Raw genomic sequence first — 11,987 nt, 5'->3', positions numbered from 1 at the left:
AGTGTCGCAAATTGCTTTAACGTCTTACATTAAGACCCGGCTGTGACAAGAATACATGCCACCGATTTCAGACTTCCTCAAGTTTTCCGAAGATTAAGCCATATGGCCATCCCCCAAGTTGCTATCGTTGGTCGCCCCAACGTCGGCAAAAGTAGCCTTTTTAACTGGATCGCTCGACGGCGGTTAGCGATCGTCGATGATCATGCAGGTGTGACTCGCGACCGGATGACGACTTTGGTCGAGCTGGAAGATGAGGGCAAATATTTTGAGCTGGTCGATACCGGGGGCATGGGGATTGAGGACGTCGATAACCTGACCGCTGATGTGCGGGCTCAGATCGACGAAGCGATTGATTCGGCCGATATTCTGCTGTTCGTGGTGGATGTCCGCGCCGGGTTATTGCCGCTCGATGAAGAGGCGGCAGAGCGGCTGCGGAACGTTCAAGTTCCAGTGATCTTGGTGGTCAATAAGTCAGACCACGATCCGCTCGATGCCGAAGCGGATGAGTTTCGTAAATTGGGCCGAGGCCATCTGGTCTGCACCAGCACGTTGCAGAATCGAGGGCGGGAGGAGTTGCTCAAGCTGATCGAGGAACGTTTGCCGCCCAACGAGGACGTGGTTGACGAACCGCGGATGAAAGTCGCGATCGTCGGTCGCCGGAACGTGGGCAAGAGCACCTTTATCAATTCTTTGGTAAAGGCCAAGCGGATGATCGTGAGCGAGATTCCGGGCACCACGCGAGACAGCGTGGACGTTGAATTTGAGTTGGATGGCCAAAAATTTATCGCGATTGATACGCCGGGGCTGCGTCGACGGCGGAGCGTCAGGACCGATTTGGAGTTTTACAGCACCCACAGGGCTCAACGGTCAGTTCGCCGGGCCGACGTCGTGTTGATGTTTTTTGATGCCACCGAGAAGACAAGTAAAGTCGACAAGCAGCTGGTCCAACACATTATTGAGAATCACAAGCCGGTGATCTTTGTGGTCAACAAATGGGATTTGCTGCAAGAAACGATCCCCACGGAACGCTGGGTTGACTATTTGAGGGCTCAATTTCCCACTCTGCAATATGCGCCGATTGCCTTCATCACGGGGCAAACTGGTAAGAATGTGAAAACGCTGCTGAACCACGCTCAGATGTTGTTCAAGCAGTCGCGAAATCGAGTTACAACCGGTCAATTGAACCGGTTGGTCCAAGCTGCAATCGAACGCACTCCACCGCCCCTGTACCAAAATCGCCGCCCCAAGATTTTCTACAGCACTCAAGTTGGCACCGAACCGCCAACGATTGTTTTGATGTGCAACGAGCCCGATGCTTTCGCGAATAATTATCGACGCTATCTGTTGGGGATTCTTCGCGACCATTTGCCGTTCGGCGAAGTCCCAATCAAGCTCTATTTGGAAAAACGCTCGGGCCGCAACGCTGATAAAAAGTAAGCATTAAGGGCTTGTGAATTCGGCAGCTTCGTCGACTTGTTCTTGCGTCGGTAACATCTGCTGCTGGGGGGATTTAATCAGCAGCAGCCAAGCGGGCTGAATCAACAACGCAAAGCCGCAGATGCCCAGTGACACGGGGGTCTGGGCCTGAGCGGGCGAAAGTGAAAACAGGTTGATAACTAGCAGCACGGTAAACACGCAAAGCAGGAAGGGCACGGCAATCCAAAGATAATGCCGCGGTGCCCAGCGGATTGACAGGCATGCTTGCAGCAAACCGACGACCAAGTAGATGGGGCCTGAGACGATAATGGTTAAGATTTTCCAGTAGGCTAGGCCAGCAGCGATCGGGGCGCCTACCAACATCGCTGCTCCCAGGCCACGAGAAAACTGCGAGAGTTTGCCGTAGCGATTTGCCTCGTGAGCTTGCCGGTAGATTGGCCTGCTGGGCTCGGTCGGGATCGGCGCCGCGTAGGGATTTACGAGCGTCTCGGCGGCGTTTTGAGGCGGTTGGGGCATGTTTACGAGCAAGGATCGAGGTTGGTCGGTCGAGTCGTTCGAGCCGGCTGAGAAGCCAACTTATCTTTGTACCTGAAAATTTTTGCTTGCGGGGGTAAGCCGTGACGGCCAATCGCCAGATGCTCTGCATGGTGGCTATCGAGCGGGGAAGATTAAAGGCAGCTGGGTTGGAACAGGGCCAGCCGAAAAGCGGTGAAGCGAAAGTCGTGAATTGAATATCGCTGTTCGGCAATCTGGACGAAGTACTAGTTTCATGGTTTTGCGACAAAGCCTAGAATGCGTCGCCAAAACTGATATTTCGCGAATTGTCCTTGAAGGAACGCAGCCTTGTTACGTACGCATAATTGCGGCCAGTTACGATCGGAACATATTGATCAAGCGGTCACGCTCTGTGGTTGGGTGGAGAGCACCCGTGATCACGGGGGGGCGGTTTTTATTGATTTGCGGGACCGTTACGGGATGACGCAAATCGTGGTGGGGCCGGAAAGTGGGCAAGCTCAAGTGGATGCCGCCGGCAAGTTATCGAACGAGTCGTGTATTTTGATCCGAGGCGTGGTTGCGCCACGATTGGAAGGCAAGCGGAACGATAAGTTATCGACCGGTGACATTGAAGTTCGCGGGGAAGCGGTCGAATTGTTGAACGATTGCCCGAATCCACCTTTTTTGCCGAGTCAACAAGAGTTGCCGGGGGAAGATTTGCGGCTTCGCTACCGCTATTTGGATTTGCGTCGCGGCGCCATGCAACGCGCTTTGGTGTTGCGAAGCCGGATCATCAAAATCATGCGAGATTATTTTGCCGAGCATGATTTCATCGATGTGGAAACGCCAATTTTGGGGCGCAGCACGCCGGAGGGGGCTCGCGATTATTTGGTACCCAGCCGCGTCCATTTGGGGAAATTTTACGCACTACCGCAATCGCCTCAGCTGTATAAGCAAATTTTGATGGTCGCTGGTTTCGACCGCTATGTGCAAGTCGCTCGTTGTTTCCGAGACGAGGACTTGCGGGCTGACCGCCAACCGGAATTCACTCAGTTGGACATGGAAATGTCTTTTGTGGATGCGGATGACGTGATCGGCATGATCGATGGATTAGTCGCCTTGACGGCTAAAGAGGTGCTGGGGCTGGACATTCCCACCCCGTTGCCTCGGATGACTTACGATGAAGCGATGCGGCGGTTCGGGCACGACGCGCCCGATTTGCGATTCGGTTTGGAAATTGTTGATCTAACGGAAATTGCCGGTAAGACAGAATTCCGAGTCTTCCGGGGTGCCGTCGACAGCGGTGGGCATGTGCGTGGGATTAACGTGCCGGGAGTTGCTGGTGATTTTTCACGGCGGCGAATTGATGAGCTCACGGAGTTTGTCAAAAGCACGTTCGGCGCCAAGGGGCTGGCTTGGTTTCGGGTTGAGGAGAATGGCGATTTATGGTCGCCAATTAGCAAGAATTTGGACGCTGAACATTTGGCTGAGATTGCCACGGCGATGGAAGCGAAACCGGGAGATTTATTGTTGATCCTGGCCGACTCTTGGGAAGTCACTTGCAAAGGGCTTAATGGTCTCCGCAAACGTTTGGGCGCGGAACTGAAGCTATACGATCCGTCAGCCATGCATTGTTCCTGGATTATCGAATTCCCAATGTTCGATTGGGACGAGGAAGAGGGGCGCTACGTGGCGATGCACCACCCGTTCACGGCACCCCGTCCGCAGGATCTCGATCAATTAGTCAGCGATCCAAAGAACTGTCGCGCTCAAGCTTACGATTTGGTGATCAACGGCTCGGAAGCGGGTGGCGGCACGATTCGAATTCACGATCCGGCCACGCAGGGGCAAGTCTTTGATTTGTTGGGCATCGACGAAGCCACGGCCCGCGATCGGTTTGGCTTTTTGCTCGACGCGTTGAAATTCGGCGCTCCGCCGCACGGCGGTATTGCGTTGGGGATCGATCGCTGGGTGATGTTGTTTGCCGGCTTGGAGAATATTCGCGAGGTGATCGCTTTTCCCAAGACTCAGCGAGCGTTTGATAACATGACCGAAGCGCCGGGATCGGTTGATGGCAAGCAACTGCAAGAGTTGGCTTTGCGAACGGTCTCCGTGAAGGAGTGATCAATTTTCGGCTGGTCGGTAAATAAAAAAACGCTGAGAATCCAATTGGTTCCCAGCGTTCAAGTTGACAGAGTTTAGAGTCAATTCGTTGATTAGTTGATCAACGTCTTGACTTCTTTCATCACGGCTTCGATGTCGATGTCTGCGGCAGCGAAGGTGTGTTGAGCTGATACTTTGCCGTTTTTGGCGACCACGATGGTGACTTCAGCCTTGGGGTCCAGCTTGTAATTGCTGGGGCCATTCTCTGCATCTTCGGCGACCACGACTGGAAGATTCTTGACGCCCAAGTTAGCCGCCATCTTTTCAGCGGTCTGGGTCAGCTTGCTGACATCGCCACCGATGAGTGTCACAAAGCTGCGAAGCTTTGCATCTTGGTGTTGTGCGACAGCCGAATCGAGCCCTTTGACCAATTGGTCCATTTTGCCACCCGTTTCGCGAGCAAACACCATGACCATGGGGCTCGAACCGTACTTGCAGCGGTAGCAGAGGGTTTTGCCATTGGCGACGCCATCTTCGGGACCAGCGACTTTGGTCACATAGAAAGGTCCAATCGAATCACCTGCTTGCAAACAAGCGTCTTTTGAGTCCTTGGCGACCGAGTAACCGGCGACCATCATCAAACCGGCCAACGTAGCGGCCATCATCATTCGTGCCATAACTTCGCTTCTCCATTGAAGCTGGGAGGGAAACAAGCAACCATCGGAAAAGTGCCAACGCGGCACATCACTTCTAGTTTTCAAAGTTTACTATCTATACTAATTGCCATCGATGTGCGGAATCCGCCGCCGACGTGCGTATTATTTCCCAGACAGCTCGCTTGGCAACCGACCCCTGCGACAATTTTTCATTTTTGCCACGCGGGAACACGGCAATCTCACTGGAAATCCGTGCACTCCATTCCGGCTGCCGCAGGAACGGAAGGCGGGACATCTGAGTAAACGCAGGCAGACGGGCGGCGGGCATCGCCACGAAGTCGGCAACGAATAGCGAAGTTAGCGGCTTCGCTGAGGAATTCCAGCAGAGTTCAATAATTGACCACAAACTCGCGTCCCGGCACGGTGGTGCCGCGGAAAGTAGCTTGGGCTCGCAAGCGAATGGGGCCTCGCCCGAGTGGTTGCAAATCGATCTCGACCGTCCCTTGGTCCCCCGAGATCGAGCCAACGAGCTGGTCGAAATGCATCAGTTTGACTTCATCGGCACCCGTCGCCGCTAATTCCATTTGAGCGATGTTCTCGTTGATTTCCAGCAATTTGGCCGTGGGGGTGGTCAGCAGGCCGGGCGATTCAAACCACGTGCGAATTGTTTTCCGAGGAGCAGTTCGAGGTTCCCCGATCAGGACGACACGCAGTTCGTAGGCTCCGCCCGCGAGCGACCCAATCTTGATGCGATAATTTTCCAGCGGTGCCGACCGGGATAGCAGTTTGCCATCGATGTAGATTTCGACTTGGCTGAGCGGCGAGACGTGTGCCGGGTTGGGCGGGGTTTTAGGCTGGCGCGTGCTGAACAGGAGGGCCTCTTCGCCGTCGGCTTTGCCGCGACTGCCCGCCACCGTTTCGGCCGGTTGGCGAGCAAAAGGTTGGCAGAGGGGATCACCGACAATGAGCAATTGGTACGGGCTGGCCAGCGACATGTAATAGGCTTCCACTGCGGAAACTCCGGCGGCATAAAAAGCGTGGATGCTGGGGAGTGGAAACTTAAATTGCAGCGCGTAGGGTTCGGTCACAGTCCCCGAGGCGATCGCCGCTCCGCTTTTCAACAGCTCCGTCAGTTTTGTTTGCCCTTGGCTTTTCATCACGCCGCTGGTGCTGGTCAGATTATCGGCGATCGCGCCGGGCAGGAAGCTGGAACCGGAGGCGGGCCAATCAAAGCTGGCGGTGCCAAAAGTGACACCGATCACATCGTCGGCGTTTTCGGGTAGGACCGATTTCTCAACTTTTACATCTCGCTTGAGCCATTTCAAATAGAGCATTGCTTCGGCAAATTGTGGCCAGCGAGTCTTAGTTCGCACGTTGGAGGTTTTGGTCAAATAAACCGTGCCAGCGGGAAAGGTGTTGTCCGCCTGTGATGCACGCGTAAGGTATTCGATCGCTTCTTCAACCGTTGTTCCTTTGCCGCGAGTGACAGCGAGCATGGTAGAGGGCAAATAGCTGACCCCGAGCGCCGGAGTGGACCACCAACCGTTGCGGGTCCAACCGCGGGCGGCATCGAAACCGATGGCATGTTGAGAAATTGCTGGGGCGTCGCCGAGTTGCGCGACAAGTTGTTGAAAGTCTTTGCGATCACGCAGCGGAGCCAACAATTCATCTTGTTCGAGCCAGCGACCGGAGGACCAGAGGGCGGCAGCTGCTTGCTGAAGGCGGTCCATGGCCTGGTCGAGTTTGCCCGCTTGGGCCAAAGCTTGAGCGGCCATGATTGCCAAGGGAGCTTGTGTGGGGTGATCGTCGAACAGCTTGCCGAATTTATCAGCGGCCGCCGGGGCATCACCTGCGGCGAGTTCAGCTTTCGCTTGATCAAAGAGTTCGCCCGTTTCTTCGCTAAACGGATTATCAAATTGCCGTTCCCAGGGGGCGCGTACGTAAAAATTTGGGCTGGGGCTGAGATACGTTTCTTTATCGGCCATGATGAACCGGAACAGATAGGTCAGGCCGTTGATTGACCCGGTCGCGGTGAAGGCTTTGCGAAGGTCGCCATTCTCAAGCCGCTCGCCATGTTCCTTGAGGTTTACCGCGTACGGAAAGCCGGCCGAGTAGGCGATGGCGTGAACATGGTTGGCGAGTCCACGGCGATCAATCTCTTCGAGCAGCGGTTTGAGAATCCGAGAGCGAAAATTCTCGAGGTCGGTGACCATCGCCTCGGGGACGTCATCGAGGAAGATCACGTTTCGCGAAGGAATGTTTCGCAGCTGGACGTAATGATTAGCGATCGTGCGGGAGTCGGCCGATTTTGAGTTAACCACCACCACTAGGTTTTCCGGGCCGAGACCGGCCCGCGCGAAGTTCGCGCCAAGGCAACAGCAGCAAATCGCCAAGCCAAAATAGATGGCCAAGCCGACCGGCGGGAAACCGCGATTCAAACCGCCTGATCGATCATTAGCCATGTGTCGGATCATCCTCATGAATGTGGACAGCGGTTAGCAGGGCATTGCCACTGGTAACATGTTGAACGGTTCGATTGATGGGTTCGATTTATCGAGTTGAAGCGAGATCAACTGTTCGAGATCAACTGTTCAACGCCAGCAAGTATAGCACAACCGCTTTGAGCCTTGCTGATTGCGACGCTCACCGAGAAGCGAAACGTACCGCGGCTGATTCCGTTTTGTCTCATGATTTTTGCGGCGGTGCTTAGTAATGGGGAGGCTTCTCGTCTTCGAGTCGACGCGGTTGTGCCTGTCCCTCTTGGGAGTTTATCGACTGTAGCCGGTCGGAGAGTTGCTGCATGCGGCGTTGCAGCCGATCGAGTTGATTCGCTTGTTCAGTTACGACCGCATTTAAGCTATCGTAGTCACGTTGGTGATGCGCGAGGGCAATTTCTAGATTGGCGATGCGTGTTGCTGGGTCAAGTTCAGCGGGCATAGCGAAGGGTATCCAAATGTCGATGTTTAAGCGTAATCAAGTATGTCGTTTTCTACTCGCAATCGTAGCAGTCGCGGGGGTCGGTGGCAGCGCAACGGGCGAGCCTTTCCCGAGTGAAGATGCAGCTGCGACGGTGACTTGGTCGATTGCCGTGCACGGCGGAGCGGGGGGCACGCCAGCGAAGTGGAGTCAGGCGCAGCGAGACGCGCGCTTGGCCGGGATGAAAAAAGCGTTGCAGCTGGGACGAGAGATGTTATCCGGTGGGGCCACCTCGCTGGATACCGTAGAAGCAGTGATTCGCATCTTGGAGGATGACCCAAGCTTTAACGCTGGACGGGGGGCGGTGCTGAATGCGGAGAAGAATGCTGAACTCGATGCCTCGATCATGGACGGCAGCAATCGAGCTTGCGGCGCGGTTGGCGGGGTCACGATTGTTAAACATCCGATCACCTTGGCTAGACGCGTGATGACGGAGACCAAGCACGTGCTATTGGCTGGACCGGGGGCTGATGAGTTTGCCAGATTGCAGAAATTGGAACTGGTGCCGGCGGAGTACTTCCAATTAAAACCCGGCGATCGCGATGTTTCGGCGGCTTGGCAGGGAGGTGAGGAATATTTTGGCACGGTGGGCTGTGTGGTGCGAGATAACGCCGGAAATTTGGCAGCGGGCACTAGCACGGGTGGTTTGTCGAGTAAAATGCCAGGTAGATTAGGGGATTCGCCTGTGATTGGAGCGGGGACTTATGCCGATAATCAGACATGTGCGCTGAGTGCCACGGGAACGGGCGAGGAGTTCATTCGCCACGCGGTGGCTTATGACGTGTCGGCCAGGATGCGATATTTGGAGCAGACCGTCGAGCAGGCAGTGGATGCGGTCATTACTGAAACTCTCTCGCCCAATATTGGGGGGGTGATCGCAATTGGTAGTGACGGGGCGATCGCATTGCAGCATAATACCCCCGGAATGACGTGCGGTGCAGCCGATCATACTGGTCGCTTCGAGGTAATGTTGGAAGTTGCTAAATGACTGCTGAAAAGTATGAGAGATCGGAGCTTGGACGGGCCCCTTTGCTGCCCCGGTTGCTCGGCATGCTGAGCTTCGGTGCGGTCGCTGATGTGGTCGGTGGTGCAGTTAGTCGTCGGGCTCGCCCTGTTTTGCCAGCGCGGCGGCGTCTGCGGTTTCAGTCGCTGGAAACTCGCCGGTTATTGGTTGGCGAAGGCGATCCGTATTCCCTGGTGCGGAACTTTGAGACTTTGGGGTTTGCTGGCGATTTGTCAGCGGTGGTCGATTGGCAAGACGGTTCGACCAGCAACGCCACGGTGACGGGGGGGGAAGCGAGTGGGCGCGTGTTTGCCACGATTGATTATTCGTTGGACACTGACCGCTTCTTCAATAACCAACGGAAGCAGGTGTTGCAGAGTGTCGTAGATGCCGTGCTATCGCACCTTAATGATTCGCTTTCAGCGATTACTCCCGGTGGCTCCAACACATGGACATTGCGGGTCACGCACCCGGAGACGGGGCAGACGGAGTTGGTCGAGGATGTGGCGTTCGACGCTGGGGAGCTGCGGATTTACGCGGGTTCCAAGCCGATTCCTGGGATTGGTTTGGCAGAAGGTGGACCTGGCGGTTACCAAGGTGTCATTGGGGATCCGGCATTTTTGAATGCGGTTGCGCGGCGCGGCCAAGGGGTTGTCTCGGGTACGAACGCGAATGATTTTGCTCCCTGGGGAGGGACGTTAACTTTTGATAATTCGGCTGATTGGTATTTTGGCACTGATCCCAACGTGACAGCTGGTAGAGCTGACTTTGTGACCACCGCCGCGCATGAGCTATTTCATTTGTTGGGTTTTGGGCTGTCGGATTCGTGGAGTCGCTACGTCTCGGGAGACTCGTTTCTGGGGCCCGCATCCAGGGCCGCCTATGATGGCAATGGTAATGTACCATTGCTGCCCGGTAACGCTGGCCAGCACTGGAATCGCGACCTAGCGGACGGCGGTCAAGAGACTCTGATGGATCCCGACCAACTGGAAGGGACTCGCAAGTTGCCGACGAAACTCGACTTTGCCGGACTGGCCGACTTGGGTTGGGAAGTCGTGCATCCTACGGCGAGAGTGACCGCTGAACATGTGTTTGCTGACAACGGCTCATATCCCACGGCAATCACTTTGACCGGGTCGCGGCTGGGAAGTTCGCAAGCCACGGTCATGGCCAACATTGACAACGTGGCGCCGACGGTTGTGTTGGCCGATGTTGCTTCCGTGGTGGCCGGGGTACCTTTTTCCATTACGAATTTTGCCGAAATCTCGGACCCCGGTTTTCGCAACACAAACGTTACTCCGGCGACCAACGAGACATTCACGTATTCCGTGGATTGGGGTGACGGTAGTCCGCGTGATGAGGGCCAAGCGACGGTTGACCGGATTGGCAATTCCCAGCGTTTGACTCTGGCTTCGTTTGATGCGGCCCATGCCTACAGCGAACCGGGTACCTATCAAGTTGTGGTGCGAGTCTCGGATGACGACAATGGTGTCACCACCGAAGAGCTTTCCATAACAGTCGTGGCTGGCACGAGCTTGAACCTGAGCAGCAGCCGGGAGCAAGTTTCTGAAGCGGGTAATCCAGCCTCGATTCTGACGTTGCGACGCAGCGGCGGTTTGATCAGCGAGTCATTGCAGGTCGCTTTGTCATCAAGTGATACAAGTGAGGCGACGGTGCCGGCAGATGTTACTTTTGCCGCCGGTGAGACCAGTAAGAGCGTTGTCTTGACACCTGTTGACGACAACTTGTTGGATGGCAACCAAACTGTGGAGATTACCGCCAGCGTGGCAGGCAACAATCTCGCCTCAGTCGGCCTGGTGATTACCGATGCAGAGCGGTTAACGGCAACATTTTTAGATACTGAAGTGCTGGAAAACGCGGGCGAACAGGCTGTGCGGTTGCGCGTAAGTCGCAGCAATACAAACGTTGACGAGTCGTTGCGGGTGACAGTGTCGGGTGGAGACGCCACGCAATTGCGGCCACGCGAAGAGATTGTCATTCCGGCTGGTCAGCAAGCGGTGGTGGTGCGGCTTGATGTGGTCGATGACACCCTGCCCGAACCAAAACGCAGAGTCTCGCTGAGTGTCTCCGCCGAGGGCTATCAAGGCGACTCTGACGATGTCACGGTGCTGGATGATGAACCTTTGTTTTTTCAGAATCCCAATGACCCGCTGGATGTCAACGGCGACGGTAAAGTAAGGCCGATCGACGCTTTGCAAATCATCAACGTACTGAACCGCACCGGTGGCCCGCGAATGCTCGATCCGTTGGTTGATCCCGCCCCGCCTTATTTTGACGTCTCGGGGGATTACTTACTCTCACCGATCGATGCGTTGCAAATCATCAACGCGATCAATCGCGGCGAGGCCGAAGGTGAAGCGTCAGATGAAGGTGGATTGCTAGGAGCAGGTGAAGTGCTAGCGGCTGGCAAAGTAACGGCGGATGATGAGTTTGAGCTGGGGTGGGTCGACGCTCAATGGTTCTCATTACTCGAGGACGAAACGCGGCGACGGTTAAGGTAATGGATCGCCCGGGGCTCGCTTTCTTAGCTTTCGCTGTAACGAACGGCGATGGATGCCCAGCCGACGGGCAGCCTCGGAGATGTTACCGCCACAGTCGCTGAGAACGCGATGGATGTGTTCCCACTCAGCGCGAGCCAGCGAGGGGGCACGAAATTCATCACCGCTCGCTTCCGTGACGTTGTTACCTTCGCCGCGGGCAAAGGCGGCCAAGATTTCATCGGCGTCGGCAGGTTTGCTGAGGAAATTGACGGCTCCGGCGCGGATTGCGTCGATACCGGCTGCAATACTGCCAAAACCGCTCAGCATCACCACTTCGGTGGAGGGGGACTTGGCTTTGATTCGCTGCAGTAATTCCAGTCCTGATCGGCCGGGCATGCGTAGATCGAGCACCGCCAATTCGGTTGGATTTTCCGCGAAGACAACGATCGCTTCGTCGTAATTGCTAGCGGTTTCAACGCGAAAGCCGCGTTGGCGAAAGGCCATTGCCAAGCGATCACGCAACACCAGGGTGTCGTCGACGATCAGGATGCTGGAGTAACCCAACGTCTCAGCCGAGTAGACTGGGGCACCATCATGCCCCTCGGCTGACGTGCGCCCGCTATTCTCGATCATCTCGCAAACCTCTTTCCGGGGACATGGGCCGGGGACATGGAGTCCAAGCTGGCAGTATTCCGAACAGAGCCGAATGAACAGAGCCAATGCTTGCCACCTACATACTATTATTGCGTCCACCGTGGCTTTTGGATAGTTCGCGGGCGGTTTGTCGCACCCGCTTGATTGGTTTTGCAAGTTTGC

9 protein-coding genes are annotated in these 11,987 nt (G+C 55.5%); 4 read left to right on the top strand and 5 right to left on the bottom strand.

The window, feature by feature from the left end; all coding sequences use genetic code 11:
- Nucleotides 1–102: 102 nt before the first annotated feature.
- On the top strand, nucleotides 103–1,437 hold the full coding sequence (der, locus tag SH139x_RS15755; protein ID WP_488350732.1) for a ribosome biogenesis GTPase Der: 1,335 nt from the start codon (nucleotides 103–105) through the stop codon (nucleotides 1,435–1,437).
- A 3-nt stretch (nucleotides 1,438–1,440) separates the two neighbouring features.
- On the opposite strand, the gene SH139x_RS15750 is transcribed toward der, so the two are convergent.
- Nucleotides 1,441–1,953 carry a hypothetical protein gene (locus SH139x_RS15750; RefSeq protein WP_488350731.1) on the bottom strand — a complete coding sequence of 171 codons (513 nt, stop codon included), beginning with the start codon at nucleotides 1,951–1,953 and terminating at the stop codon, nucleotides 1,441–1,443.
- Between the two features lie 327 nt (nucleotides 1,954–2,280).
- Here SH139x_RS15750 and aspS point away from each other — a divergent pair, with 327 nt between their 5' ends.
- A complete protein-coding gene (aspS, locus tag SH139x_RS15745) occupies nucleotides 2,281–4,056 on the top strand; it encodes an aspartate--tRNA ligase (protein WP_488350730.1) in 1,776 nt (591 codons plus the stop codon).
- Nucleotides 4,057–4,148: 92 nt separating this feature from the next.
- On the opposite strand, the gene SH139x_RS15740 is transcribed toward aspS, so the two are convergent.
- From SH139x_RS15740 to SH139x_RS15730, 3 genes are all read right to left on the bottom strand, one after another.
- A complete protein-coding gene (locus SH139x_RS15740) occupies nucleotides 4,149–4,712 on the bottom strand; it encodes a hypothetical protein (protein WP_488350729.1) in 564 nt (187 codons plus the stop codon).
- A 368-nt stretch (nucleotides 4,713–5,080) separates the two neighbouring features.
- Nucleotides 5,081–7,153: a TIGR03790 family protein gene (locus SH139x_RS15735; protein WP_488350728.1), complete on the bottom strand. Its 2,073-nt coding sequence runs from the start codon at nucleotides 7,151–7,153 to the stop codon at nucleotides 5,081–5,083.
- A 244-nt stretch (nucleotides 7,154–7,397) separates the two neighbouring features.
- Entirely contained in the window at nucleotides 7,398–7,628 is a 231-nt protein-coding gene (locus SH139x_RS15730) for a SlyX family protein (protein ID WP_488350727.1), read from the bottom strand.
- 16 nt (nucleotides 7,629–7,644) lie between these two features.
- On the opposite strand from SH139x_RS15730, the gene SH139x_RS15725 reads away from it, so the two are divergent.
- Complete coding sequence (locus tag SH139x_RS15725) at nucleotides 7,645–8,655, top strand: isoaspartyl peptidase/L-asparaginase family protein (protein ID WP_488350726.1); 1,011 nt, start codon at nucleotides 7,645–7,647, stop codon at nucleotides 8,653–8,655.
- Nucleotides 8,652–11,192 (top strand): dockerin type I domain-containing protein, encoded by a 2,541-nt coding sequence (locus SH139x_RS15720; RefSeq protein ID WP_488350725.1) that lies wholly within the window; start codon nucleotides 8,652–8,654, stop codon nucleotides 11,190–11,192. Before SH139x_RS15725 ends, SH139x_RS15720 begins: the two co-directional genes overlap by 4 nt.
- Here the strand turns inward: SH139x_RS15720 and SH139x_RS15715 are convergent.
- Entirely contained in the window at nucleotides 11,184–11,804 is a 621-nt protein-coding gene (locus tag SH139x_RS15715; RefSeq protein WP_488350724.1) for a response regulator transcription factor, read from the bottom strand. The genes SH139x_RS15720 and SH139x_RS15715 overlap by 9 nt on opposite strands.
- Between the last annotated feature and the right edge of the window lie 183 nt (nucleotides 11,805–11,987).

It is taken from the genome of Kothea flammea, from assembly GCF_052161645.1.
Lineage (GTDB): Bacteria > Planctomycetota > Planctomycetia > Pirellulales > Pirellulaceae > Laterigemmans.
Note: the sequence above shows the minus strand (reverse complement) of the source record. Positions and strands in the feature narration are given on the sequence as shown.